19 protein-coding genes and 3 pseudogenes are annotated in these 24,737 nt (G+C 68.9%); 10 read left to right on the forward strand and 12 right to left on the reverse strand.

Annotated elements, in window-relative coordinates:
• Positions 1-86: 86 nt before the first annotated feature.
• A complete protein-coding gene (gene tnpA, locus J7E96_RS14965) occupies positions 87-515 on the reverse strand; it encodes an IS200/IS605 family transposase (protein ID WP_215131452.1) in 429 nt (142 codons plus the stop codon).
• 104 nt (positions 516-619) lie between these two features.
• On the opposite strand from tnpA (J7E96_RS14965), the gene J7E96_RS14970 reads away from it, so the two are divergent.
• The 5 genes and pseudogenes from J7E96_RS14970 to J7E96_RS14990 form a co-directional block, all read left to right on the forward strand.
• Complete coding sequence (locus J7E96_RS14970) at positions 620-1,861, forward strand: transposase (RefSeq protein WP_251069936.1); 1,242 nt, start codon at positions 620-622, stop codon at positions 1,859-1,861.
• 23 nt (positions 1,862-1,884) lie between these two features.
• Positions 1,885-2,052, forward strand: a pseudogene (locus J7E96_RS14975) (ABC transporter permease); the annotation flags it as partial.
• Between the two features lie 89 nt (positions 2,053-2,141).
• Entirely contained in the window at positions 2,142-2,945 is an 804-nt protein-coding gene (locus J7E96_RS14980; protein ID WP_251069937.1) for a carbohydrate ABC transporter permease, read from the forward strand.
• Positions 2,946-2,953: 8 nt separating this feature from the next.
• Complete coding sequence (locus J7E96_RS14985; RefSeq protein WP_308295966.1) at positions 2,954-3,517, forward strand: hypothetical protein; 564 nt, start codon at positions 2,954-2,956, stop codon at positions 3,515-3,517.
• Positions 3,518-3,568: 51 nt separating this feature from the next.
• A pseudogene (locus J7E96_RS14990) lies at positions 3,569-4,291 on the forward strand (Tat pathway signal sequence domain protein); the annotation flags it as partial.
• A 103-nt stretch (positions 4,292-4,394) separates the two neighbouring features.
• Here J7E96_RS14990 and J7E96_RS38805 read toward each other — a convergent pair.
• On the reverse strand, positions 4,395-4,619 hold the full coding sequence (locus J7E96_RS38805) for a transposase (protein ID WP_374196680.1): 225 nt from the start codon (positions 4,617-4,619) through the stop codon (positions 4,395-4,397).
• Positions 4,550-4,732, reverse strand: a pseudogene (locus J7E96_RS38810) (hypothetical protein); the annotation flags it as partial. The pseudogene J7E96_RS38810 and the gene J7E96_RS38805, both read right to left, overlap by 70 nt.
• Before the next feature lie 101 nt (positions 4,733-4,833).
• Between J7E96_RS38810 and J7E96_RS15000 the strand changes: the two are divergent.
• Positions 4,834-6,114 (forward strand): RNA-guided endonuclease TnpB family protein, encoded by a 1,281-nt coding sequence (locus tag J7E96_RS15000; RefSeq protein ID WP_215131456.1) that lies wholly within the window; start codon positions 4,834-4,836, stop codon positions 6,112-6,114.
• Positions 6,115-6,283: 169 nt separating this feature from the next.
• On the opposite strand, the gene J7E96_RS15005 is transcribed toward J7E96_RS15000, so the two are convergent.
• The 6 genes from J7E96_RS15005 to J7E96_RS15030 form a co-directional block, all read right to left on the reverse strand.
• The gene (locus J7E96_RS15005; RefSeq protein ID WP_215131458.1) at positions 6,284-7,090 is read right to left on the reverse strand and encodes a pectate lyase; all 807 of its coding nucleotides are present in this window, start codon (positions 7,088-7,090) and stop codon (positions 6,284-6,286) included.
• A 25-nt stretch (positions 7,091-7,115) separates the two neighbouring features.
• Positions 7,116-8,933 (reverse strand): rhamnogalacturonan lyase, encoded by a 1,818-nt coding sequence (locus tag J7E96_RS15010; RefSeq protein WP_215131730.1) that lies wholly within the window; start codon positions 8,931-8,933, stop codon positions 7,116-7,118.
• A gap of 174 nt (positions 8,934-9,107) precedes the next feature.
• Positions 9,108-10,157: a LacI family DNA-binding transcriptional regulator gene (locus tag J7E96_RS15015; protein WP_251069927.1), complete on the reverse strand. Its 1,050-nt coding sequence runs from the start codon at positions 10,155-10,157 to the stop codon at positions 9,108-9,110.
• On the reverse strand, positions 10,154-11,071 hold the full coding sequence (locus tag J7E96_RS15020; RefSeq protein ID WP_215131463.1) for a carbohydrate ABC transporter permease: 918 nt from the start codon (positions 11,069-11,071) through the stop codon (positions 10,154-10,156). The genes J7E96_RS15015 and J7E96_RS15020 overlap by 4 nt, the downstream gene beginning before the upstream one ends.
• Positions 11,068-12,024 carry a carbohydrate ABC transporter permease gene (locus tag J7E96_RS15025; RefSeq protein WP_215131465.1) on the reverse strand — a complete coding sequence of 319 codons (957 nt, stop codon included), beginning with the start codon at positions 12,022-12,024 and terminating at the stop codon, positions 11,068-11,070. The genes J7E96_RS15020 and J7E96_RS15025 overlap by 4 nt, the downstream gene beginning before the upstream one ends.
• Positions 12,021-13,343 (reverse strand): ABC transporter substrate-binding protein, encoded by a 1,323-nt coding sequence (locus J7E96_RS15030; protein WP_215131467.1) that lies wholly within the window; start codon positions 13,341-13,343, stop codon positions 12,021-12,023. The genes J7E96_RS15025 and J7E96_RS15030 overlap by 4 nt, the downstream gene beginning before the upstream one ends.
• A 186-nt stretch (positions 13,344-13,529) precedes the next feature.
• On the opposite strand from J7E96_RS15030, the gene J7E96_RS15035 reads away from it, so the two are divergent.
• Together J7E96_RS15035 and J7E96_RS15040 are read left to right on the forward strand one after the other, a co-directional pair.
• Positions 13,530-15,542: a beta-galactosidase gene (locus tag J7E96_RS15035; protein ID WP_215131469.1), complete on the forward strand. Its 2,013-nt coding sequence runs from the start codon at positions 13,530-13,532 to the stop codon at positions 15,540-15,542.
• Positions 15,543-15,571: 29 nt separating this feature from the next.
• On the forward strand, positions 15,572-17,140 hold the full coding sequence (locus J7E96_RS15040) for an arabinogalactan endo-1,4-beta-galactosidase (RefSeq protein WP_215131471.1): 1,569 nt from the start codon (positions 15,572-15,574) through the stop codon (positions 17,138-17,140).
• 100 nt (positions 17,141-17,240) lie between these two features.
• Here J7E96_RS15040 and J7E96_RS15045 read toward each other — a convergent pair whose 3' ends face one another.
• A complete protein-coding gene (locus tag J7E96_RS15045; RefSeq protein ID WP_215131473.1) occupies positions 17,241-18,194 on the reverse strand; it encodes a polysaccharide lyase family 1 protein in 954 nt (317 codons plus the stop codon).
• Positions 18,195-18,546: 352 nt separating this feature from the next.
• Between J7E96_RS15045 and J7E96_RS15050 the strand changes: the two genes are divergently transcribed.
• Positions 18,547-19,551, forward strand: coding sequence for a LacI family DNA-binding transcriptional regulator (locus J7E96_RS15050; RefSeq protein ID WP_215131475.1), 1,005 nt, complete (start codon positions 18,547-18,549; stop codon positions 19,549-19,551).
• 226 nt (positions 19,552-19,777) lie between these two features.
• Positions 19,778-20,206 (forward strand): IS200/IS605 family transposase, encoded by a 429-nt coding sequence (gene tnpA / locus J7E96_RS15055; protein ID WP_215131477.1) that lies wholly within the window; start codon positions 19,778-19,780, stop codon positions 20,204-20,206.
• 287 nt (positions 20,207-20,493) lie between these two features.
• On the opposite strand, the gene J7E96_RS15060 is transcribed toward tnpA (J7E96_RS15055), so the two are convergent.
• Together J7E96_RS15060 and J7E96_RS15065 are read right to left on the reverse strand one after the other, a co-directional pair.
• Positions 20,494-22,467 carry a beta-galactosidase gene (locus J7E96_RS15060; protein WP_215131478.1) on the reverse strand — a complete coding sequence of 658 codons (1,974 nt, stop codon included), beginning with the start codon at positions 22,465-22,467 and terminating at the stop codon, positions 20,494-20,496.
• On the reverse strand, positions 22,467-24,641 hold the full coding sequence (locus J7E96_RS15065; protein WP_215131480.1) for a sialidase family protein: 2,175 nt from the start codon (positions 24,639-24,641) through the stop codon (positions 22,467-22,469). Before J7E96_RS15065 ends, J7E96_RS15060 begins: the two co-directional genes overlap by 1 nt.
• Between the last annotated feature and the right edge of the window lie 96 nt (positions 24,642-24,737).

The following is a 24,737-nucleotide window of genomic DNA, read 5'->3' on the forward strand; positions in this document are numbered from 1 at the left end:
CCGTTCACGGGGGAGGTGAAGCGCATCTCAAGGCCGCTCTGACATCGGCTTCGGGCACGGATCTGCGCTCTTGACCCCGACCATGGTCATACGGGGCGTCGCTGATTCTCGATGTACTGACGTACGACGGTCAGCGGTGCCCCGCCACAGCTTCCGGCGAAGTACGAGCCGGACCAGAAATGGCCGCCCCACAGGTACCGGCGGACATGCGCGTCGTACTCCTTGCGCAGGTACCGGGAGGAGACGCCCTTGAGGGAGTTGACCAGCCTGGAGAGCTGGACCTTGGGCGGGTAGTGCACCAGTAGATGTACGTGGTCCTCTTCGCCGTTGAACTGCTTCAGCTCGGCCTCAAAGTCCTGGCAGACCTCTCGCATGATCTCCTCGCACCTGGTCAGCATCTCGTCCGTGAACGCCTTACGCCGGTACTTGGTGACAAACACCAAGTGGACGTGCAGGTTGTAGACAACGTGACGGCCAGCGCGCACATCGGGATTTGGCTTCCATCGTGGTGACATGAACCAAATGGTACAGTGATGGTGTGAGTACGGAACGTGTGCAGGAGAAGCGGCAGTTCGGGCATCGTGCCCGGCTGGCGCTGTCGCCTGCGCAGATCCGGCTCATGGACGACCAGGCGCACGCGGCCCGCACCATGTGGAACTGCCTGCACGACTGGTGGACAATGCTCCCGAAGGAGAAGCGTTCCCTGGCCGCGGCCGACGCGGCGATCCGTCAGGCCCGCAAGGAAATCGACTGGCTCGGCGTACTCCCGGCGCAGGCCGCGCAGGCAGTACTGAAGACGTACTTGCAGTCGTGGAAGAACTGCTGGGACGGCCGCGCCGACGCGCCGAACTTCAAGGCCCGCTTCCGCGCGGTCATGTCCGTGGACATCCCGCAGGGCCGCGATTTGCAGATCAAGCGGGTGCACCGTCGCTGGGGCGTGGTCAACATTCCCAAGGTGGGGCGGGTCCGCTTCCGGTGGACCAAGGACCTCCCGGTTGGCAAGCACGCGAACGCGGACAACCGGATCACCGGCGCCCGGCTCGTCAAGGACGCGATCGGCTGGCACATCGCCTTCCGCGTGACCACCCTCGAACCCGTCCCCGCCCCGCACGCCGGGGCCGAGGTCGGCATCGACGCCGGGGTAAACCTGCCCCTCGCCCTCTCCGACGGCAACCACCAGGACCACGGCCGCGCACCCAAGCTCCCGAACGGGAAAGCCGACCGCGACAAGTGGCTGAACCCGGACGAGAAAGCCAAGCTGCTCCGCCTGGAGCGCCGGGCAGCGCACCGCAAGAGTTTCCGCAAGCCAAAGGAGAAGACCTCCCGGCGCTTGCGGCACACCTACGACCAGATCAAGCAGCTCCGCGCAAGAGCCACGCGCCGCGCCGCTGACTGGCAGCATCAGACCACCACCGCTCTCGCCCGCACATACGGCGTGATCGTGGTGGAAGACCTGCACATCACGAACATGGTCAAGTCCGCCAAGGGCACCATCGAGGAACCCGGGAAGAACGTCGCGCAGAAGTCCGGCCTGAACCGCTCCATCAGCCAGGAGGCATGGGGCCGCACCGTGACGATGCTGACGTACAAGACCGCCCGCCAGGGCGGCACCCTTCACAAGGTTCCCGCGCCCGGCACCTCCCAGCGCTGCTCCGCCTGTGGGTTCACCACACCGGGCAGCCGGGAGGACCAGGCCACGTTCGTGTGCAAGAACCCAGACTGCGGATGGTCCGGCAACGCCGACCACAACGCGGGCCGGAACGTCTTGCACCTGTACCGGATGGGCCACGCGCTCATCCCGGCTGCCGGGAGGGCAGTCGTCAGGCGTCCCCGTGGCGTCAAGCCCGCCACCGCAAGGTAGGCAGGAATCTCCCTCGTTTACGAGGGAGAGCACTTCAAACCTGCTACCTCTACCAACAGGGCTTCGAGAACAGCCGGATGGGCTTCGCCTCCGCCATGGCCTGGATGCTGCTGATAGCGGTGGGCCTGGTGACGGCGGTGCTGTTCTGGTCGCAGAAGCGCTGGGTGCACTACGAGGAGAACGCCCGGTGACTCTCACTCTCGACCCGACTCTCGACCCGACCCCTCTCGACACGACCCCATCAAGCCCCCGCAAGCGCGTCGGATCCCTCGGCTGGCATCTGGGCGCGCTCGCGGTACTCGCCGTCGTGCTCTACCCGGTGATCTGGGTCATCGGCGGCTCGTTCAAGCCCGGCAACGAGATCATCGGCAGCCTCCAGCTGCTGCCGACCGACCCGATCGCGGCCAACTACACGCGGCTCACCGAAGGCATCGCGGGCATCCCCGTCTCCACCTTCTTCATCAACTCCACGGTGCTCGCGGTGGGTTCCGTCGGCGGAGTCCTGATCTCGTGCTCGCTGGCGGCCTACGCCTTCGCCAAGGTCCGATTCGCGGGGCGGAACTTCCTCTTCGCCCTGATGATCGGCACGCTGCTGCTGCCGTACCACGTCCTCATGATTCCGCAGTATGTGCTGTTCCAGAAGCTGGAACTGATCAACACGATGGTCCCGCTGCTGCTCGGCAAGTACCTCGCAGTCGACGCCTTCTTCGTCTTCCTGATGCTGCAGTTCATGCGGAACCTGCCGAAGGAACTGGACGAGGCGGCACGCCTCGACGGCTGCGGGCACCTGCGGATCTACTGGTCGATCGTGCTGCCGCTGTGCCGCCCCGCCCTGATCACCAGCGCGATCTTCACCTTCATCAACGCCTGGAACGACTTCATGGGCCCGCTGCTCTACCTCAACGAGCCCGACAAATACACCGTTTCGATGGGTCTGAAGATGTTCGTCGACCAGGACGCGGTCGCCGACTACGGCGGCATGATCGCCATGTCACTGGTGGCGCTGCTGCCCGTGCTGGCGTTCTTCCTCGCCTTCCAGCGCTACCTCATCGACGGCATGGCCACATCCGGCCTGAAGGGCTGAGGGGCGCGGTGGCCCGCTTCCAGGAGCGCTTCGGCGTCTTCGCGGAGTGCCTGCTCACGGGCGTATGGATCGCGATCGCCTCCCTCCCGCTGGTGACGTGGCCCGCCGCGCTCGCCGCCGGGGCGCGGCATCTGCGACGCCATCTGACCGGCGAGCAGAGCGCCGGATGGCGGGAGTTCGCCGCCGACTTCCGCTCGGCGGCCCGCCGGGGCTGGGTCGTGGGTCTGGCCGGCTGGGCGGCGGTCTGGCTGCTGTGGCTCGACCTGGCAGCTGTACGAGCGGGCCTGCCCGGCGGCCCCCTCGTCGGGACGGTCGGCATCCTCGCGTTCATCGGCTGTGCGGTCGCCGGCCTGCGGGCGGCCGCGGGCTGGGAGCCGGGCGCGTCCTGGCGGGCGCTGCTGGGCGCGGCGGGCCGGCGTACGGTCCTCGACCCTGCCGGATCGCTCCTGATCGTCGGCGGATTCGCGGTCGTCGCCGCCTCCGCCTGGTTCGTGGCGCCGCTCGCGGTCCCGGTGCTCGGCGCCGTCACGGCGGCGGCCGTCGCGGTGGAGCAGCGGTACGCCTCCCGCTGATCCCGCCGCCTCTCTCACACACCACGCCTCAACCAACGGAAGGGCACAACGATGTCTCCGATCCCCCGCAGGACCGTCCTCAAGGCGGCAGCGGCGGCCGGCGCCGCCGCCCAGTTCAGCTGGGCGCTCGGCGCCACCAACGCCCAGGCCGCTCCGAGAGCCGATCCCGCAGCCGCAGCCGCAGCCGCGGACCCGGTGACCCTGAACTGGCTGGAGGACGCGGGCCTCGGAGCCGCGCCCGGCTCGACCCTCGGCGTGCCCTGGCCGAAGGGCGCGTACGACAAGGACCAGACCTTCGCGCTGACCACCGCCGACGGCAAGGACGTGCCCGTCCAGTCCTGGCCGCTCGCCCAGTGGCCCGACGGTTCGCTGAAGTGGACCGCCCACGCCGTCGGCCCCGAGACGACCGCCGCCGCCTTCACCCTCAGCGCGGGGACCCCGGCCGCACCCGCCCGTAAAGTCACCGTCTCCAGCGGCGGCGGCACCATCGATGTCTCCACGGGCGTCATCACCGCGAAGATCGGCAAGAGCGGTTCCACCCTCGTCAAGTCCGTCACCCGCGGCGCCACCGAAATCGCCAAGGACGGCCGACTCGTCCTCCTCCGGCAGGGCGAGATCGAGGACGGCGACCAGGGCAGCGAGAAGTACGAACGCTTCGACAGCGCCATATCCAAGACCGAGGTGGAACAGAACGGACCGGTCCGCGTCGTCGTCCGCATCGACGGCAAGCACCGCCGCGGCAACCGCAGCTGGCTGCCGTTCTCCGTCCGGCTCCCCCTTGATCTCGCCCAGTGCTCCGCCCCTTCAAGGCGCGGGAACGCTGTCCTCATAGCGGAGGCGCGAAGCACCGGAGTGTTCTGAGCGACCGTGGTGATGGTCAGGTGGGGCGCTGCGGGTCTTCTACGTACTGGCGGACGAGGGTCAGGGGTGCGCCGCTGCAGGATCCGGCGAAGTAGGAGCCGGACCAGAAGCGGCCGCGCCACACAGTCGTCGGACGTGGGAGTCGTATTCCTGGCGCAGGCGGCGGGACGAGACGCCCTTGAGAGAGTTGACCAGCCTGGAGAGCTGGACCTTGGGCGGGTAGTGCACGAGGAGTGGACATAGTCGTGTTCGCCGTTGAACTGCTTCAGCTCGGCCGCGAAGCCTGTGCAGAGCTCGCGCATGATCTCTTCTGGGTGGGTCAGCATGGCGCCGGTGAACGCCTTCCGCTGGCATTGGCCATGCGAATGTCTACGTTGCGATCATTACGGAGGCAAACTCAAGCATCGGCGTTCAAGCGCGTCGGGGCATCGTGAGTCGGTGCTAACTTCGTGTCCATGAGCGAGCGGGTGGTGGTGAAGCGGCAGTTCGGGCACCGAGCCCGACTCGCGCTGTCACCTGTCGACTCACGCAAGGCTGAGGACCAGGCACACGCTGCCCGCACGATGTGGAATCTGCTGCATGCGTGGTGGCAGATGATGCCGAAAGAGAAGCGGACCCTGGCCAACGCGGACGCGGCAATCCGCCAAGCCCGCAAGGACATTGACTTCCTTGCCGTACTTCCCGCTCAGGCCGCGCAAGCTGTGTTAAAGGCCTACCACCGAGCATGGGTCAACTGCTGGGCAGGTTGGGCGGATGCTCCGAACTTCAAAGGCCGGTTTCGCTCCGTCATGTCCGTGGATGTGCCGCAGGGCCGGGATCTCAACGTCGTCCGTGTGCACCGCAGGTGGGGCATGGTCAACCTGCCGAAGATCGGCCGTATCAGGTTTCGTTGGACCAAAGATCTCCCGGTCGGCAAGCACGCGAACAAAGAAAGCCGCATCACCGGGGCACGCCTGGTCAAAGACCCGCTTGGCTGGCACATCGCCTTCCGCGTCCAGACTCTCCAAGCACCACTCGGACCGCACCAGGGCCCCGAGGTGGGCATCGACGTTGGGGTCACCGTGCCCATGGCCCTGTCGGACGGCACCACTAAGGAGCACGGCGAGTGGCTGACCGGCCCTGAACAGGCCAAACTCCTTCACCTCGAGCAGCGCGCCGCGCAGCGTAGGAAGCACCGCAAGCCGGGCGAGCGGACTAGCCGCCGTCTGCACCACACGTACGACCAGATCGCAGGACTCCGCGCGAAAGCCAAGCGCCGGGCACTCGACTGGCAGCACAAGGTCACCACCGAGATCGCCTGCATGTACAGCGTCGCAGTGGTTGAAGCACTCAAGATCACGAACATGGTCAAGTCTGCCAAAGGAACCGTGGAGGAGCCGGGGAAGCACGTCGCCCAGAAGTCGGGCCTCAACCGCTCGATCACCGGGGAAGCATGGGGCCGCACGGTCACGATGCTGACGTACAAGCTTGCCCAGCGAGGTGGCACGCTGGTTAAAGTCCCCGCCCAGAACACTTCCCGGCGCTGCTCCGCGTGTGGCTTCGTCACACCCGGCAGTCGGGAGACGCAGGCCACGTTCTTATGCAAGAACCCCGACTGCGGATGGTCCGGCAACGCCGACCACAACGCAGGCAGGAACATCTTGCACCTGTACCGGATCGGCCTCGTGGCGATCCCGGCTGCCGGGAGGGCAGTCGTCAGGCGCGCGAAGCGCGTCAAGCCCGCTGCCGCAAGGTAAGCAGGAATCCTCCGGATTCACCCGGGGGAGCACTTCAAACCAACGACACCGCGCTGTACGGCCTCGCGGCGATCGAGAACCTGGCGCTGGTGGGGGACCGGATGCCGTAAACGCTGTTGAGGTGGCGGAACCGGCTGTCGGCCGGTTCCGCCGCCCTGTCAGTTGTGGGTCACTTGTAGACGATGTCCGAGGACGTGTAGTTGCAGTGGGTGCCGTCCGGGCCCGAACCGTTCGTGGTCGGCTCGGCGCCCGTGTTGTTCCCGATGTACTTCTGGCACGGCACGATCTTCTTGCCGGTGTCACCGATGATGGTGATGTTGCGCAGCGAGGCGGTGTCGCCGTAGTTGGTGTTGATGCCGACGAGCCGCGAGCCCGGGTAGGTCACCTCGATGTTGGTGAAGGCCGAGGCGCGCTTGTACTGGGTCGAGCAGTTGCCGCAGGAGCGGTAGAGCGTCTTGAAGTCCTGGACGGCGAAGTTCGAGACGTTCAGCTTGCCGCCGCCGTTGTGCTGGAAGACCTTGTCCGCGGCCTTCTTCGCACCGCCGCCGGTCACCGTGTAGACGGCGGAGTTCCCGCCCCTGAAGGTCGCGGCGTCCTCGCCGACGTCCTCCCACCAGACGTTCTGCAGCGTGCAGCTGCCCTGGCAGTGAATGCCGTCCGCACCGGGCGCGCCGATGATGACGTTCTTCAGGGTCGCACCGTCGGCAAGCCTGAAGATCGGGTCCTGGCCCTCGTCCTGGCCGTCCCCGGCCAGGTCACCGGAGCCGTAGTACTTCTTGTTGCCGCCGTCCACGGTGCCGGAGACGGGGATGGTCGCGGGCACGGCCTGGCTGCCGTTAGGTGTCGGCCAGGTGGCGGCGGAGGCGGTGGGGGCCAGGGAGCTGAATCCCAGGAGGCCCGCGGTGAGCGCGAAGGCGGCTGCGCCTCCTATGAACGTGCGCTTGCGCGCCTTCTTGTTCTTGTGCTGGTGAGCCATGAGCGGTGGTTCCTCTCGGTGGGGGTCAGCGGGTGTAGACGGACGGCCGCGGCGCGGTGGGCATGCCGCCGCCGATGAAGAAGCTGGTGTGCGGGGGCTGGTTGTACGCCGTGTTCTGCCAGGCGAGGCCCGTCCGGTACATCGGGTCGTGCAGCAGCGTGGTGATCCGCGTGCTGGTCTGGTGCGGGGTGGAGTAGATCCGCAGTGCGGTGTTGTCCGACGTACGCCAGACCACTTCCTCGCGCCAGTCGCCGATGATGTCGCCGGACAGGGCGGGGGTCGCCTTCGTGCCGTTGTTGGACGAGACCGAGGAGCCGGTCAGCAGCCGTGTCTCGCCACCCGTGCCGTACTTGTCGATACGGGTGCCGTCGAGGAGCTCGCGGGTGGTGTCGCCGTCCCACCAGCTGACGAAGTTGATACTGGACGGCTCGCGCCCGAGCGTGCCTCCGCCGGCGGACCGCAGTGTGGTGTCCGACGCCGACCAGGACTCGGCGCCGGGCGATCCGGCGTGGATGTCGGCGGAGACACCACGGCCGTTGTCGCCGCCCGTCGCGGTCTGCCAGAGGACTTGCCCTGTCCGGGCGTCGGCCATCCATGAGCCGGGCTTGGAGCTGTCCTCGGACACCTTGAAGTACTCCAGTCCGGCGCGGGAGGGGTTCAGGTCCCCGACATGACCGGCGTCGCCGTGGCCGAGTTTCGTGGTCCACAGGCCGTTCCCGTTGTCGTCGACGGTCATCGCCCCGTAGACGACCTCGTCCTTGCCGTCGGCGTCCACGTCCGCGATGGACAGACTGTGGTTGCCCTGCCCGTCCCAGCCCTTGCCGGCGTTGGTCGACGCGCTGGAGTCGAAGGTCCAGCGCCGCGTGAACTGCCCGCCCCGCCAGTCCCAGGCCGCGATCACGGACCGCGTGTAGTACCCGCGCGCCATGATCAGCGACGGCCGGGTGCCGTCCAGATACGCCGTCCCGGCGAGGAAACGGTCCACCCGGTTTCCGTAGGAGTCACCCCACGAGGCCACCGTCCCACGGGCCGGGACATAGCCGACCGTGCCCATCGCCGCGCCGGTCTGCCCGTTGAACATGGTCAGGTACTCGGGCCCGGAGAGGATGTAACCGCCGCTGTTGCGATGGTCGGCGCTCGCGGAGCCGATCGCCGTGCCGCGCCCGTCGACCGTACCGTCGGCGGTCTTCATCGCCACTTCGGCTTTGCCGTCGCCGTCGTAGTCGTACACCTGGAACTGTGTGTAGTGCGCGCCCGAGCGGATGTTACGGCCGAGATCGATCCGCCACAGCCGGGTGCCGTCCAGCTTGATGCCGTCGACGATGGTGTTGCCGGTGTAGCCGGACTGCGCGTTGTCCTTGGCGTTGGTCGGCTGCCACTTCAGTACGAAGTCGAGCGCACCGTCCCCGTCGAGATCACCGACGCTCGTGTCGTTGGCCTCGTAGGTGTACGCCACCCCGTCCGGTGTCCGGCCGCCCGGTGGCGGGGAGACCGGCACATCCTTGTAGCCGGTGCGCAGCTGCACGGCGTGTACGGAGTCGCCCTGCTCCGCGCCGTTGACGACCGCGCGCACCGTGTAGTCGGCGGAGTTCGGGGCTCCGGAGTGGAAGTAGTTCGTCGAGCCGGTCACCGGCGCCGGGTTGACCTTCGTACCGGCGCGGTAGACGTTGAACGAGACGTTGTCGGGGTCGGTGCCCAGCCAGCGCCAACTGACCAGGTTCCCACTGCCGTTGTGGACGCTGACCACTCCCCGGTCGAGTGCCTCGACCTGCCGGGCGGGAGCGGCGGCGCCGGCCGTCGGGGAGAGTGCGATCAGACCGGCCGCGGCGAGCGCTCCGGCCATGACCGAACTGACGGCCGTGCGGGTGCGGGCGGTGGATCTGCGCCGTTGTCGGCGCGGTAGTGCTGGTGGTGCCACGGAGTCCTCCTGGGGGCGAGGTGCCTGTGCCACACTCCAGTTGCCGCGGCGTTACCGGAAGGTTGCCGCCCGCGCAGAGCTTTTCCGCGCCAGGAGCGATCAGGCCGATCCGCGACGCACGAACTCCGTCGGCAGGATCACCGCAGCCGGGTCCTCGCCGCCGATCAGCCCCAGCAGTACCCGTACCATCTCCGCGCTGATACGCGACCAGGGCTGGCGGATGGTGGTGAGGGCGGGCTCGCTGTCGAGCGCGGCGGGGGAGTCGTCGAAGCCGCCGACAGCGATGTCCTCCGGCACTCGTCGGCCGGCCCCGCGCAGCGCGCTGAGCACGCCCTGCGCCATCAGGTCGGAGGCGACGAACACCGCGTCCATGTCCGGTGCCTGTTCAAGAAGCCGGGTCGCGCCCGCCTCGCCGCTCGCGCGGCTGTAGTCGCCGGTGACGACGAGCCTTTCGTCGTACCCGATGCCGGACTCGGCCAGCACTTCCCGGTAGCCGGCGAGCCGCTCCGTACCGCCGGGGGTGTCGAGCGGCCCGGTCACCATGGCGATCCGGCGCCGTCCGGTGGACAGCAGGTGGCGGACCATGTCGCGCGCGCCGTCCCGGTCGTCGGCGGCGACGTACGCGACCTTCGAGGACTGTCCCAGCGGCTTGCCGCAGGCGACCAGCGGCACGTCGGCCTTGCGCAGCTGCTCGGCCACCGGGTCCCCGGAGTGGCTGGACACCAGCAGCACGCCGTCGACATGGCCCGCCGTGATGTAGCGCGTTATCCGCCGCCGCTCGTCGTCGGTGCCCGCGATCATCAGCAGCAGCGGAATGTCGTGGGCGGCGAGGGCCTCGTTGCAGCCGCGCAGCAGGACGTTGAAGTTCGGGTCCTCGAAGAACCGGTCCAGCTGCTCGGTGAGGAGGAAGGCGACGGAGTCGGAGCGGCCGGTGATCAGCGACCGGGCGTGCCGGTTGACGACGTAACCCGTTTTGCGAATGGCGGCGTTGACGGCTGACAGTGCGGCCGGGCTGACGTAGTGGCCGCCGTTGAGGACCCGGGAGACCGTGCCCCGCGAGACGCCCGCCTCACGCGCGACATCGTGGATCGTCGGCGGCCTGCGGCGCTGCCCCTGCCCTTGCGCCTGCCCGGAGTTGCTCATGGTCAAGACTTTACGGCTCCCGACAGCAGGTCCAGGCTCCAGAAGCGCTGGATGACCAGGAACAACAGGATGAGCGGGACGACCGCGAGCAGCGCGCCGGTGATGACCAGGGTGTAGAGCGCGGGGGTGTTGGAGCCCTGCTGGAGGAGGGTGAACAGGCCCAGGGTGATCGGGAACTTCTCGTCGTCGCCGAGCATGATGTACGGCAGCAGGAAGTTGTTCCAGACCGCCACGAACTGGAAGAGGAACACGGTCACGAGTCCCGGCACCATCATCGGCAGCGCGATCCGGCTGAAGATCCGCCACTCGCTCGCTCCGTCCATCCGGCCTGCCTCGACGACGTCGCAGGGCACTGCGGCAGCGGCGTAGATCCGCGCCAGGTAGACGCCGTACGGCGAAAGGATCAGCGGCAGGAGTACCGACAGGTAGGTGTCGGTCATGTCGGCCTTCGCCAGCAGCAGGTACTGCGGTACGGCGAGGATCACCGGTGGCATCAGCACCCCGGCGAGCAGCACGTTGAAGACGGTCTCGCGTCCCCGGAAGCGGTAGACGGCGAGTGCGTAACCGGAGAGGGCGGAGACGGCCGTGGAGAGCAGGGCGCCGAGCCCCGCGTAGAGGGCGGAGTTCGCCATCCAGCGCCAGTACAGGCCGTCGCGATACGCGGACAGGTCGCGGACGTTGTCCGAGAAGCCGGTGCCCGGCAGGAAGGTGAAGGTCGAGAACAGCTCACGCCCCGACTTGGTCGCGGCGATCACCACCCAGGCGACCGGCAGGAGGCAGTAGAGCGCGCCGAGCAGCAGCGCCGCCGTCGGTACGAGTGCGACACGGCGGCGCGGGGACAGGGGCGGGGGCGGGCCCTGGGCCGTGCCGGGGGTGGTGCCGGCGGCGGGGGCGGTTCTTCTGACGGCAAGGGAGCTCATGGGGCTTCCCCCTCCTGCTTGGTACGGGAGTTCGCCGCGCGCAGGAAGGCGAACGACAGGACGAGGGTGGCGAGCGCGATGAGCACGGCGGTGGCCGCCGCCTGATAGATGTCACCGTTGCGGAAGGCGTCCTCGTAGACCTTCATCAGCGGACTCCACGTGGTGGACACGGAGTTGGTGAGCGGCTTGAGAGTGGTCGGCTCGCTGAACACCTGGAGGGTGGCGATGATGGAGAAGAAGAACGTCAGCACCAGTGACGGCGCCACCATGGGGATCTTGATGCGCAGGGCGATCTGGAACTGGGAACAGCCGTCCAGCCTGGCCGCCTCGTACACCTCCAGCGGGATGGCCCGCAGCGAGGTGTAGATGACGATCATGTTGAAGCCGGTGCCGCCCCAGACGGCGATGTTCGCCAGGGCGAGGTACAGCGGCCCGCCGTCGAGCAGATCGGGCTGCGGCAGCCCGAGCCGGTCCAGGACGAAGTAGAACGGGCTGACGTCGGGGAGGTAGAGGAAGCCCCACAGCAGTGCGGCGATCACACCGGGAATGGCGTACGGCAGGAAGATCGCCAGCCTGGTGAAGGAGGTGAGGCGCACCCGGTCGGTGTCCAGGAGCAGCGCGAAGAGCAGCGCGAGGCCGAGCATCACCGGGACGACGATGGCGCCGTAACCGAGCACCCGCAGCGCGCCGTGCAGCAGCTCGGAGTCGGTGAACGCGTCGGCGTAGTTGGTGAGCCCCGCCCACACCTCCTGGCGGGCGCCCTTGCCCAGGCCGAGGCCCTTGACCTCGACCTTGTGCAGGCTCAGGTTTACGGCGTACCCGATCGGCAGGGCGAAGAAGAGCAGGAAGAGCACGGCGGCGGGGAGCAGGAACGCGTAGGGAGCGCCGCGCCCCCGCCGGCGCCCGCGCCCACGGGGGGAGTGGGCGCCGGACGGCGCGGGAACGACGGTCACTTGGCGACCTCGAAGCCCTGCTTCTCCAGGTCGGCGACCGTGGCGTCCTGCATGGTGGTGAGCGCGGCACCGAAGGACGACTTGTTCTTGGCGGCCTTGCCGAAGGCGTCACGGAAGGTGGTGTACGCGACGTTGACGTTCGGGCCCCAGGCGGCAGGCGCGGTGGTCTTCGCGATCTCGGCGGCCTCGGTGTAGAAGTCGGGCTGGTTGGCGAAGTAGGCGGGAGCCTTCGCGAGGGCGCCGCCGGTCTGGGCCTTCGTGGCGGCGGGGTAGATGCCGCCCTCCTTGACCAGGGCCGCGAGCGCCTCGGGGTCGGTGTTCAGCCAGGAGGCGAACTTCGCGGCGGCCTTCTTGTGCTTGCTGTCGTTGGTGACGGCCGTGGTGGAGCCGCCCCAGCTGCCGGTGGCGGCGGAGCCCTCGGACCACTGGGGGAGCGGGGCCATGGCCCACTTCCCCTTGGTGTCGGGGGCGGCGGTGGTGAGGGTGCCGGGGGCCCAGACGGCGCTGACCCAGGCGATCTGGCCGCCGGTGTTGAGCGCCTTGTTCCAGGACGGCGTGTACATCGGCTGGTTGGAGATGGCGCCCTCGGCGACCAGGCCGCCCCAGAAGTCCGCGACCTTCTTCGTGGCCGCGTCGTCGATGCCGACCTTCCACTTCTGGCCCTCGGTGGTCCACCAGGAGGCGCCGGCCTGCTGGGCGAGGCCCGCGAAGAGGCCGGAGTCGTTGGCGGAGAAGGTGGTGAGTGCCTTGTCCGGAGCCTTCTTCTTCAGTGCGCGGGCGGTCTCGGCGAAGTCGTCCCAGGTGGTGGGGACGGTGAGCCCGTACTTCTTGAAGAGGTCCTGGCGGTAGAAGAACATCATCGGCCCGGAGTCCTGCGGCACCGCGTACACGGCGTCGGAGCCGAGAGTGGTCTGCTGCCAGATCCCGGCGGCGAACTCCTTCTCAATGCCGTTCACTTCGCCGGATATGTCAGCGAGTACGTCATTGCTCACGAGCGTCGGCAGCGTCTGGTACTCGGCCTGGACCAGGTCGGGAGCCTTGCCCGCCTTGGCCGCCGTGATGATTTTGGTCGTCAGATCGTCGCCGGCCGCCTGCTTCTTCACCGTGACCTTGATCTGTGCTTCCTTGCCGGGGCCCGCGTTCCAGATGTCCGCGACCTTGTCCAGGCCGGGCGCCCAGGCCCAGTACGTCAGTGACGCCGGACCGGACTCGGCCTGCGGCTCGCCGCTGTCGGGCGAACCGCACCCGACGAGGGTCGTGGCCCCGGCGGCGGTGGCTATGGCGATGGCCGCAAGGCGGCGCTGCAACGCGTACGGCATGGATGTGTCTCCCTGACCGAGCGGCCTCCGCCGACTGCGGACGACCTGCCGTGGTTCTGTGAACGTTCACAGTAGAGAAACAGCACGGACACTTGTCAATGGTTGTTGCTGTGCGGTTATGTTGGGTTCTTAGTCGCGGTGATGGTCTGTGTACGTTCCCAGTTGATCGATTCTCAGGAGTGATCCATGTCGGCACCCAAGGGCCTGACCCGGCTCGCGTTCGGCGGGGACTACAACCCCGAGCAGTGGCCCGAGGAGGTGTGGCAGGAGGACGTCCGCCTGATGCGCGAGGCCGGTGTCACCATGGTCAGCGTCGGCATCTTCTCGTGGGCGCTGCTGGAACCCGAGCCGGGCTCCTACGACTTCGACTGGCTCGACCGGCTGCTGGACCTGCTCCACGAGAACGGGGTACGAGCCGACCTCGCCACCCCCACCGTCGCCCCGCCCGCCTGGTTCTACCGGGCCCACCCCGACGCCCTGCCCGTCACCGCCGACGGCGTCCGCCACGCCTTCGGATCACGCGGCGCCATCTGCCACAGCTCGCCCGCCTACCGCCGGGCCGCGGCCGCCATCACCGAGCAGCTCGCCCGCCGTTACGCCGACCACCCCGCCCTCGCGCTCTGGCACGTCCACAACGAGTACGGCGTCCCGGTCTCCGCCTGCTACTGCGCGAACTGCGCCGCACACTTCCGGCGGTGGCTCCGCGCCACCCATGGCAGCCTCGACGCGGTCAACGAGGCCTGGGGCACGGCCTTCTGGGGCCAGCGGTACGGCGACTTCGAGGAAATCGAGCCGCCCCGCACCACCCCCACCGTCCGCAACCCGGCCCAGCTCCTGGACTACGCCCGCTTCGCCGACGCCACCATGCTGGAGAACTTCCGCATGGAGCGCGACATCCTGCACCGCCTCGCGCCGGGCATCCCCGTCACCACCAACTTCATGACCGCACTGACCCAGGGCGACTCGGTGGACTACTGGGCCTGGGGCCGCGAGGTCGACCTCGTCACCAACGACCACTACCTCATCACGGACGGCCGCCGCACCGAAGTGAACCTCGCCATGGCCGCCGACCTGACCCGCTCGGTCGCGGGCGGTGCGCCGTGGCTGCTCCTCGAACACTCCACCAGCGGCGTCAACTGGCAGCCCCGCAACCCCGCCAAGGAGCCGGGCCAGATGGCCCGCAACTCCCTCGCCCACGTCGCGCGCGGCTCCGACGGCGCCATGTTCTTCCAGTGGCGCCAGTCCCGGCGCGGCGCCGAGAAGTTCCACTCGGCGATGGTTCCGCACGCGGGCACCGACAGCCGGGTGTGGCGCGAGGTGGTCCAGCTGGGCGCGGACCTGGAGGCGCTGGCGCCGGTGCGCGGCACCCGCACGGTCGCCGACGCGGCGGTGCTGTGGGACTGGGCCTCCTGGTGGGCGCAGCGGCTGGAATGGCGGCCCACCGAAGACCACGACGCCCGCGAGCGCGCCGACTCCTTCTACAAGTCGCTGTACGACCGCCACCTGACCGTCGACTTCGCCCACCCGGCCGCCGACCTGTCCGGCTACCCCCTGGTCGTCGTCCCCGCCCTCTACCTCATGACCGAGGCCGCCGGCCGCAACCTCCGCTCGTACGTCGAGAACGGCGGCACGCTCGTCGTCTCGTACTTCTCCGGCATCGTCGACGAGCACGACGCCGTCCACCCCGGCCCCTACCCCGGCGCGCTGCGCGACGTACTCGGCCTGACGGTCGAGGAGTTCTCGCCGCTGCTCTCGAGCGAGCGCGTACGTATCACCGGCCCCGGCGGCGCCGAGTTGTCCGCCGACGTCTGGACCGAGTTCGTGGTGGAGCGCGGCGCCGAAGCCGTCTGGACGTACGCCGACGGGCCCGCCGCCGGACGCCCCGCCGTCACCCGGCACCGACTCGGGCAGGGCACCGCGTGGTACGTCTCCACACGCCTCGGCGCGCGCGAACTGGACCTGATTCTGGCGGCGGCGGGCGAGGACGCCGGTATCGCGCCGCGCACCGGAATCCCGTACGGCGTCGAAGTGGTGAGCCGCGAGGGCGACACCGGCAGTTACCTCTTCGCGATCAACCACACGGCCGACGACGCCAAGGTGGCGCTCGGCGCCCCCGGAACCGAACTGCTCACCGGCGAACGCGCCACGGGACACCTCGCCGTCCCGGCGGGCGCGGTCCGCGTCGTACACCTCGACTGACCCGACCGAGCCGAAGGGACACATCGACGATGCACCACTACGTCACTCTGAGAGCCGCGGCCGTACCGGCCTTGACCGCTCTGATACTCGCCGCGCTCCCCATGACGAGCGCTCAGGCCGCCACCGTCCCGGTCAACACAGGTTTCGAATCGGACGGCACCGGCACCGCCACACCCACCGGCTGGTCCACCTACTCCGCCGCGGGCCACCACAGTGCCTCCTTCACCGAGGCCGGCGGCCACAGCGGCAGCTACCGGCTGAGTCACTGGTCGGCCTCCGCGTACAAGGTCGAGACCTATCAGGCACTCACCGGTCTCACCGACGGCTCGTACACCCTCAGCGCACGCGTTCGGTCCGGCGGCGCTCAGAACGCGGCGTACATCGCCCTGCGCAACTGCGGCGGGGGCGAGCAGCGCACCAACCTGCCGCCCACCCCCGACGGGCGGTGGATACGCCTCGTGACGTCGGTCAAGGTGACCGGCGGCAAGTGCACGGTGAGCCTCAACTCGGACGCGGGCGCGGGCGGATGGGCCAACTTCGACGACATCACCTTCACGCGTGGCGCCACCGGTCTGACGGTCAAGGGCGGTGACCTCTCCACCCTCGCCAAGAACGAGGCGTACGGAGCCACCTACCGCTACGCGAACGGCAACACCGGCGACGCTGTCACGATCCTGCGGTCGGCCGGCATGAACTACGTGCGGCTGAAGGTCTGGGTGAACCCCGCCGACGGCTACAACACCAAGAAGCAGGTCCTGGCCACGGCCGCGCGGGCCAAGGCGCAGGGCATGAAGCTGCTGGTCGACTTCCACTACTCGGACAGCTGGGCCGACCCCGGAAAGCAGATCAAGCCGGCGGCCTGGGCCTCGCACGGCTACGAGGCTCTCAAGAAGGATGTGTACGACCACACGTACGACGTCCTGAGCGCGCTCAAGGCTCAAGGGACGACGGCCGACATGGTGCAGATCGGCAACGAGCTCAACTCGGGGATGCTCCTGCCCGAGGGATCCACCAGCCAGTGGCCCCAGCTCGCGGGACTGCTGACGTCCGGGGCGCAGGCGGCGAAGGCCGTGTCGTCATCCACGCAGGTCGCCCTGCACCTGGCGGAGGGCGGTGACAACGCCGGCACCCGGTGGTGGTTCGACCGGGCTGTCACGCACAAGGTGCCCTTCGACGTCATCGCGCTCTCGTACTACTCCTACTGGCACGGCGCACTCTCCGGCCTGCAGGCCAACCTGGACGATGTGTCGGGGCGGTACGGAAAGCCGGTCCTGGTGGCCGAGACGGCGTACGCACACACGCTCGCGAACGCCGACTCCCTGGAGAACAACGTCGCCCGGAGCGACCAGCTGGCGGCGGGCTACCCGGCCACCGCGGCGGGGCAGGCGGCCAATCTGCGCGACGTCCTGAACGTCGTCGAGGCGGTGCCGGGAGGGCGAGGCCTCGGCGTCGTCTACTGGGAGCCTGCCTGGACGGCGGTCACGGGCAGCGGGTGGGACCCGGCGGACCCGTCGTCGGGCAACGCCTGGGAGAACCAGGCGCTGTTCGGCTACGACGGCAGGGTACTTCCGGCGGCGGGCTGGTTCGCGCACCGCTGAGCTGGGGGCTCCTCCCCAGACCCCGCTCCCGCTCTTCGAACGCCGGAGGGGCTGGATGACGCCGCGTGGCGGCAACCATTCAGCCCCTCCGGCGGCTGGACTACTGGATCTTCCCGGCGCCTGCCCCGTTCGTCACCGAGGCGACGACGGACGACGCGGGCTCGGCGGTGTAGCTGTAGGGCGGGTTGGTGAACGAGCCCGTCTGTGAGATTTCGGTGGCCGCGCCCCCCAGATCGTTCCCGCGCAGAACCGCGTAGCCGTCGATGTCGCTGCTGCGGCTGGTGGTCACGGCGAGCTTTGTCGTACGGAAGACGTTGTTCTCGACGAGCATCTGCGCGCCCATGCGGGAGTGCACGGCGGTGTCGGCGCCCTGGACGTAGTTGTCGTAGAAGTGGCCCGTGCCGAAGCGCAGACTCGGGATGCGCGAGTAGACGTTGCTGAAGTGGTTGTGGTGGTACGTCACCCTCAGGTGCCCGGTGTCCTCGGCGGCGTTGTTGTCGCTGTGCCCCACCAGTGAGCCCTTGAAGTGGTCCTTGAACGTGTTCCAGGAGACCGTGACGTGGTCCGAGGCGTGCGTGATGTCCAGCAAGCCGTCGTAGTAGTCCTTGTCGTGAGTCCGGTCGGCGGAGAAGGAGTTGTGGTCGATCCACACCTTCGTGGACTTCTGCACGGTGAGCCCGTCGGCGGGGGCGACGGGCTTGCTGATGTTCAGGTTGCGGACGACGACGTTGGTCTCCTCCTTGATCCGCAGTCCGCCGCCGGTGAGCCCGGAGCCCGAACCGACGCCCACGACTGTCGTGTTGGAGCCGATGTCGACCTGGCCGGTGAGGGATATCAGTCCGCTCACACGGACGGTCTTGGGGCTGTCGCCGCTGACGGCCGTTTTGAGCGCGGCGAGGGTGGAGACGGTCACGGGGCCGGCGCTGCCGCCACCGGTGGTTCCGGCGCCGAAGCCGATGGGCGCTGTTTCGGCGGCTCCGGCGGACTGGGGCAGAGCGAACGTGGCCGCGAGTACGGCTGCGGCGGCCACGAGTGCGAGTCGATGAGTACGCATGCGGGTGCGTCCCTTCACGGTGCCTTGGAGTGGTGGGGGGAACGGTGGAACTCGCGTCGAACTCTGTTCAGCTGACTGACTGTTGTTCTGCAGCTTGGAGTGACAAGGGTTGAAGAGCCCAATGTCGGTCGAGACAGCGAATTGAAGTCATGTCACTGAACGGAACGTAGAGTTGAAGCGCTTGCGCGTCAACGCCCGGCGCCGACCACATCCGGCCACATCCGCACCGTCACGCGTCGTGGCGGTCGTCGAAGCGCTTCGACGCGCCTATGGACACGTGGCAGCTCTCAATCTAGGCTCTAGGCGCCCCGCCACGTTGAAGCGCTTCACCTCGTCAGCCTTGGAGAGCCGAATGGTCACCCTCGCCGATGTCGCTCAGCATGCCGGAGTTTCCGCCAGCACGGTGAGCTACGTCCTCAGCGGCAAGCGGTCCATTTCCCTGTCGACCCGCGAGCGGGTCGAGCGCAGCATCGACCAGCTCGGCTACCACCCGAACGCGGGCGCCCGCGCCCTGGCCAGCAGCAAGTCCAACATCATCGCGCTGATGGTGCCGCTGCGCACCGACATGTACGTACCGGTGATGATGGAGATCGCCATCGCGGTCGCCACCACCGCGCGCACCCATGGATACGACGTCCTGCTGCTCACCGGCGAGGAAGGCCCGGCCACCGTGCGCCGGATCGAGGGCAGCGCTCTGGCCGACGCGATGATCCTCATGGACGTCGAGCTGCACGACGACCGTCTGCCGCTGCTGCGCGAGACCGGCCGGCCCGCGGTTCTCATCGGGCTGCCGGCCGACCCCTCCCGGGTCAGCTGTGTCGACCTCGACTTCGAGGCGGCGGGCGCCCTGTGCGTAGAGCATCTGGCCGGGCTCGGTCACCGCGAGATCGCGGTCATCGGCGAGGCCCCCGCGGTCTACGAGAGGCACACCGGCTTCGCCGAGCGCACGCTCGCCGGACTGCGCGAGCGGGGCCGTGAACTCGGTGTGCGGCTGCTGCACCGCCCCTGCGAGGGCAGTTACGCCGCCGTCGCCGCGACCCTCGCCCGGATCCAGGAGGAGCGCCCCGGCACCACAGCCTTTGTCGTACAGAACGAGGCGGCCACCGATCCGCTGCTCGCCCTGCTGCGCCAGCAGCGCCTGGCCGTGCCCGAGGACGTCTCGGTGATGGCCATCTGCCCGGACCAGGTCGCCGCCCACGCCTCGGTGCCGCTCACAGCGGTCGCTGTCCCCGCGCAGGAGATGGGGCGGTACGCGGTCGAGCAGGTGGTCGCCAAGATCGAGGGGCGCGGCTCCGACGAGGTCGTCCTGCTGGCACCCGAACTCACCGTGCGCGAAAGCACGGGCCCCCGGCCGTGACCGGGGACCCGGCAAGCTGACTGCACCTCAGCGACTCGCAACCGAGAACGAGTTGGTGCGGAAGTCGAGGCCACCGGACGACGAGGTGATCTCGTAACCGAACTGCACATCGCCGATGGTCTCGTTGCCCCGAGCCCGGGGTCCAGCGCCAGCCGGGCGCGGTGCCCTAACTGCCGCTTCTCCAGGACGAGTTCTGCGCTCACGCGATCACTCTATCGTTTGGTTTATGTCACCACGATGGAATCCCAACCCGGACGTGCGTTCGGGCCGCCACCTTGTCTATAACCTTCACGTCCACTTGGTTTTCGTCACCAAGTACCGGCGCGGAGCGTTCACAGACGTCATGCTGACCAGGTGCGAAGAGATCATGCGAGAGGTTTGTGCGGACTTCGAGGCTGAGCTCAAGGAGTTCAACGGCGAGGAGGATCACGTCCATCTGCTCGTGCACTACCCGCCCAAGGTCCAGCTCTCCAAACTGGTCAACAGCCTCAAAGGTGTCTCCTCGCGGTACCTGCGCAAGGAGTACGACACGCACGTACGCCGCTACCTGTGGGGCGGACACTTCTGGTCCGGCTCCTACTTCGCAGGCTCCTGCGGCGGCGCACCACTGACCGACGTACGCCAGTACATCGACAACCAGCAACGCCCGGCATGAACCTCTCCGGCCTGGAGACGCAGCGAACCCCGGCGCTTCGCGCCTCCGGGCCAAGGACGCCCTTCACCATCCGCCCTAAAGGGCGGAGCACTGGGCGAGATCAAAGGTAGAGGGTGTAGCCGTCGGAGATGGAGTACGTACCCAGCGGTCCGAGGAGGACCAGGCCGCCGCGTGCGCGGGGGTGGCGGCGAACAGTGTCAGCGCGGCGAAGGCGGCCGTGGGGAGCCAGGTTGGAAGGGTGCGTCGTGCCATGGTGGGTCCTTTCGTGCGTGAATTACGGGCTTGGTTCACGGGGTTGTCCGGCTCAGGACGGCGACGCCGTATCGCTCCAGGGTCAGTCCGGCGCTCACCCGCTCGCCGGTCAGCAGCTCCTGGTGGGAGCCGGGCACCTGCACCGTGACCGCCTCCCGGCTGTGGTTGAGCAGGAAGAGCAGCTCGCCCCGGCGTACGGCCTCGACTCCGCCCGGCAGGCCGGCCAGCACAGGCGCGGCCCCCGCGTCGTCCGCGATCCGGCCGAGCAGGGCACGCAGCGCGTCGGACTCGGGGAGCGTCGAGACGTACCAGGCCCGGCCGTTGCGGACGACGGCCGGGAGACCGTCGAGTTCGCCCCCCCTGTACGCCGCCACGACCTCGCCGCCCGCCGGCTCGAATTCCTCCGACCACAGCGTGCCGAGGAAGCCCTCGCACTCCACACTCTCGTCGGCGTCGAGCGGCCACCACTCATGGACGGTGCCGATACCGAGCAGCTCGCGCAGCCGGGCGTCCATGCCACCGGCGCGCACCCGGTCGTCCTCGTCGGCCACGCCCGTCAGGAAGCCGCAGACCAGGGTGCCCCCGCCCCGTACGTACGACAGAAGGTTGTCGATCGCCGCGTCCGTGAGCAGGTAGAGGTGCGGGACGACGACCAGGCGGTATCCGGTCAGGTCGTGCTCGGGGTGGGCGAAGTCCGTCGTACGCCCGGACTCCCACAGGGCGCGGTGCCAGGCGCGTACGACCTCGGTGTAGTCGAGCTGCGTGGAGAGCCTGCCGTCCTGCTGCCCGGCCCACCAGGAGCCCCAGTCGTGCAGTACGGCGATGTCCGCGCTGATCCGGCTGCCCGCCACATGAGGGCTCAGGCGCGCGAGTTCGGAGCCGATGCGACTCGTCTCCTTGAAGGTACGGCCGTCCTCCCCGGCGTGGGTGAGCATGCCGGAGTGGAACTTCTCGGCGCCCTGCCGGGACTGCCGCCACTGGAAATAGCAGACGGCGTCCGCGCCATGGGCGACGGACTGGAGCGACCACAGGCGGTTCAGTCCCGGCGGCTTCGGGTGGTTGACGCCACGCCAGTTGACCGCGCCCGCCGCCTGCTCCATCACTACCCAGGGCCCGCGCGCCTGGGAACGGGTCATGTCGCCGAGCATCGCGTTGTACTGGCCGCCGAGCGGGTCCTTCGGGTCCGGATAGATGTCGACGGAGACAACATCCTCCTGCTCCGCCCACCGCCAGGCGTCCTGCCCCGACCACAGCGGCATGAAGTTGGTGGTGACCGGGATGTGCGGGGTGTGCCGGGCGACGATGTCGCGCTCGGCGATGTAGCACTCCATCAGCGCGTCGGACGTGAAGCGCTTGAAGTCGAGCGTGTGGGCGGGATTGCGCATGTACTGCGCCCGGCGCGGCGGGATGATCTCCTCCCAGGCGTCGTAGCGCTGGCTCCAGAAGGCCGTGCCCCACGCCTCATTGAGCGCATCGAGGGCGCCGTACTTCGTCCGCAGCCAGCGCCGGAAGTGGCGTGCGGTCTCGTCGCACCAGCAGTGCGTGCAGTACTCGTTGTTGATGTGCCACATGGTGAGGGCCGGATGGCCGGCGTACCGCGCCGCCAGGTCCTCGGTGATGGCGGCCGCGTACGCGCGGTACGTCGGTGAACTCGCGCAGAACTGCTGGCGCGAACCCCACCACACGGTCTGGCCCTGCTCGTCGCGCGGCAGCGTCTCGGGGTGGCGCGAACCCATCCACGGCGGCGGCGAAGAGGTCGGCGTGGCCAGCACGACACCGATGCCGTTCGCGTGCATCAAGTCCATGAGCCGGTCGAGCCACCCGAACTCACGGGCGCCTGGACGCGGTTCGATCGTCGCCCAGGAGAAGACGCCGAGCGTGACCGAGTTGACGCCGGCCCGCTTCATCAGCCGTACGTCCTCCTGCCAGGTCTCCTCGGGCCACTGCTCGGGGTTGTAGTCGCCGCCGAAGAGGATCCGGCCGCGGGTGGAGTCGTCGAGGGAGGGCATCAGGCGGGGTCTCCGTACTGGATGCCGCGGCCGTTGGTACCGAGGTAGACGCGGCCGTGGATGCGGGGGTCGCCCGTGATGGCTTCGCCGGTCCAGCCCCACTGGTGGCTGTCGTCGTTGATCCGCACCCAGCTGCGCGCCTCGTCGTCGGAGCGGTATACGCCGACGAATCCTTCGGTGGCGCCGGTGTGGAAGATCGCCGGGTAGCCGCCGGTCGTGGCCGCCCGGCCGAAGCCGAGGGTGTGCGAGGCCCAGCAGCTGGTGATCTTGGTGAAGCCGGTGCCTCCGTCGGTGGAGCGGTAGAGGCCGTTCGACTTGGCCGAGAGCCACAGGTCACCGGTCCGGCCGGGAGCCGCGGCGATCTTGAACTGGGCGTCCCCGGAGGGGAGTCCGGTCGCCCGCGCGACGAAGGAAAGGCCACCGTCCGTGCTGGCGTACAGCGTTCCCGCAGCGGTGTCGTACGCGTAGAAGCGCGCCGGATCGACCGGGTCGGCCACCGGCGTGGCGCCCTTCGGGAAGGAGGGCACCTCGGCCCAGGTGGCTCCGTTGTCGGTGGAACGGTGGGCAGGGTGCCTGGTCCCGTCCCAGTGGACGAAGGACCAGAGGAGCGTCTTGCCGTTCGCGCTCGTCGCGATCGGGCCGGGCGCGCTGTTGGCGAGCGACGGCTGGGCCGCGAAGGGCGCCCAGGTCCGGCCGCCGTCGTTCGAGTACGAGCCGTTGCCGTGGTCGCCCCAGCCCGCCCGTACGACGAACGACGGCACGAGCGCGGCCTGGGCGAGTCCGGTGGCTGATCCCATGACCGGGTTCGACGCCATGCCCGACGGCGGGGAGGCCGTCAGCTGCTCGTGGTACATCACGCCGATGTCCCCGAGCCCGCTGATCAGATGGGCCGTACCGGACGGCGGCGAGATCAGCTGACGGACGGCGGCCTCCTCCAGGCCACGGATCTGCGGGGCCCACCGGACCAGGTCGCGGGTGCCGTAGAGGGTGGCTCCCGTGCCGTACACGATGTGTTTCGAGTCGTACGGATCGATGGCGAGGGTCTGTATCCACCAGCCGAACTTCGGTTGCGCCTCGCCCCACTTGAGGTAGGGCGTCTCGGTGACGTCGAGTACGGCGGTGTCCTTGAGGGAGGTCCAGCTTCGTCCCGCGTCGGTGGAGCGGAACAGGGTGTCGACCGCCGACCAGCGGTTGTTGGTGGACACCACCACCGTGCCGCCGCGCGACGCGTCGACGGACAGGCCGCCGTAGCCGAAGGCGCCCTTCTCCGGGGTCACGTCGGTCCACGTGCCGGTCACGGTGTCCAGGCGGTGGACGGAGCCGGCGGTCTGGTTGTTGGGGCCCGGCGTGTTGGCGTAGCTGACGTACAGCGCGCGGGTACGGGCGTCGTACGCGGCGTGGATGGGCACCTTGGCCGATTCGCCGGCCGGCTGACCGGGTACGGGCTCCCATCCCGAGGCCGTGGTGCTGCGCAGCAGCGCCGTTCCGCCGTCGCCCCACCCCGCGTACACGACACGGCCCGCGGCAGCGAGGAAAGTGATGCCCTGGCCGGTGGCCGAGGGCTGGGCGGGGAAGGGCGAGGGGGACCAGCTCGCGCCCCCGTCGGCGGACTTCAGCAGGCCGTCGTGACGGGTGCCGAGCCAGAGCGTGTTGCTGTCGCGCGGATCCACGAGAAGCCGCTCGCCGGTGCCGCGGCCGTCCTCGTTGGCGCCGAGCTTCACCGTGAGGTCGCTACGCCGCCAGGTCGCGCCCCGGTCGGTGGAGCGGAGCACGGCGCCGTTCCCGGCCCAGGGCTGGGCGTACGTACCGAGGGCGAGGTACAGCCGCTCGGGGCGGGCCGGGTCGACGGCCATGGCCTCGACGCCGAGCAGGTTCCAGTCGTCCCAGCCGAGGTGGTCGGTGAGCGGGATCCAGGACGCGGTCCTGTCGTCCCAGCGGTACGCGCCGCCGATGTCCGTCCGGGCGTACGCCAGCCCGCGTACGGCCGGGTGGAACAGTACGCCGGTGATGAAGCCGGTGCCGCCGATGAAGACGTTGCGCCAGCGGTAGGGCTGGGCGGCGGCGGCCTCGGCTGCGGCGCGCGCCGGGCTGTGCACGGCCGGGAGGGCGGAGAGAGCGGCCGCTCCGGCTGCTCCGGCGAGCATGACTCTTCTGCTGGGGATAGGCGTGGTCATGACATCCATCGCTTCCTGGTGGGGGTGGGGAAGGGAGATGCGAAGGTCTGGAGCCCGTCGTACCCGGCCGGACAGGTACGGCCGGATACGACGGGG

Source organism: Streptomyces sp. ISL-96 (genome assembly GCF_018614035.1).
GTDB lineage: Bacteria > Actinomycetota > Actinomycetes > Streptomycetales > Streptomycetaceae > Streptomyces.

Bases quoted from the DNA above. Each gene is read 5' to 3' on its own strand.
- tnpA (WP_215131452.1), bottom strand. From the start codon at position 515: ATGTCACCACGATGGAAGCCAAATCCCGATGTGCGCGCTGGCCGTCAC.
- J7E96_RS14970 (WP_251069936.1), top strand. From the start codon at position 620: ATGGACGACCAGGCGCACGCGGCCCGCACCATGTGGAACTGCCTGCAC.
- J7E96_RS38805 (WP_374196680.1), bottom strand. From the start codon at position 4,619: ATGTCCACTCCTCGTGCACTACCCGCCCAAGGTCCAGCTCTCCAGGCT.
- J7E96_RS15000 (WP_215131456.1), top strand. From the start codon at position 4,834: ATGAGCGAGCGGGTGGTGGTGAAGCGGCAGTTCGGGCACCGAGCCCGA.
- J7E96_RS15005 (WP_215131458.1), bottom strand. From the start codon at position 7,090: ATGGCTCACCAGCACAAGAACAAGAAGGCGCGCAAGCGCACGTTCATA.
- J7E96_RS15010 (WP_215131730.1), bottom strand. From the start codon at position 8,933: ATGGCCGGAGCGCTCGCCGCGGCCGGTCTGATCGCACTCTCCCCGACG.
- J7E96_RS15020 (WP_215131463.1), bottom strand. From the start codon at position 11,071: ATGAGCTCCCTTGCCGTCAGAAGAACCGCCCCCGCCGCCGGCACCACC.
- J7E96_RS15030 (WP_215131467.1), bottom strand. From the start codon at position 13,343: ATGCCGTACGCGTTGCAGCGCCGCCTTGCGGCCATCGCCATAGCCACC.
- J7E96_RS15035 (WP_215131469.1), top strand. From the start codon at position 13,530: ATGTCGGCACCCAAGGGCCTGACCCGGCTCGCGTTCGGCGGGGACTAC.
- J7E96_RS15040 (WP_215131471.1), top strand. From the start codon at position 15,572: ATGCACCACTACGTCACTCTGAGAGCCGCGGCCGTACCGGCCTTGACC.
- J7E96_RS15045 (WP_215131473.1), bottom strand. From the start codon at position 18,194: ATGCGTACTCATCGACTCGCACTCGTGGCCGCCGCAGCCGTACTCGCG.
- J7E96_RS15050 (WP_215131475.1), top strand. From the start codon at position 18,547: ATGGTCACCCTCGCCGATGTCGCTCAGCATGCCGGAGTTTCCGCCAGC.
- tnpA (WP_215131477.1), top strand. From the start codon at position 19,778: ATGTCACCACGATGGAATCCCAACCCGGACGTGCGTTCGGGCCGCCAC.
- J7E96_RS15060 (WP_215131478.1), bottom strand. From the start codon at position 22,467: ATGCCCTCCCTCGACGACTCCACCCGCGGCCGGATCCTCTTCGGCGGC.
- J7E96_RS15065 (WP_215131480.1), bottom strand. From the start codon at position 24,641: ATGACCACGCCTATCCCCAGCAGAAGAGTCATGCTCGCCGGAGCAGCC.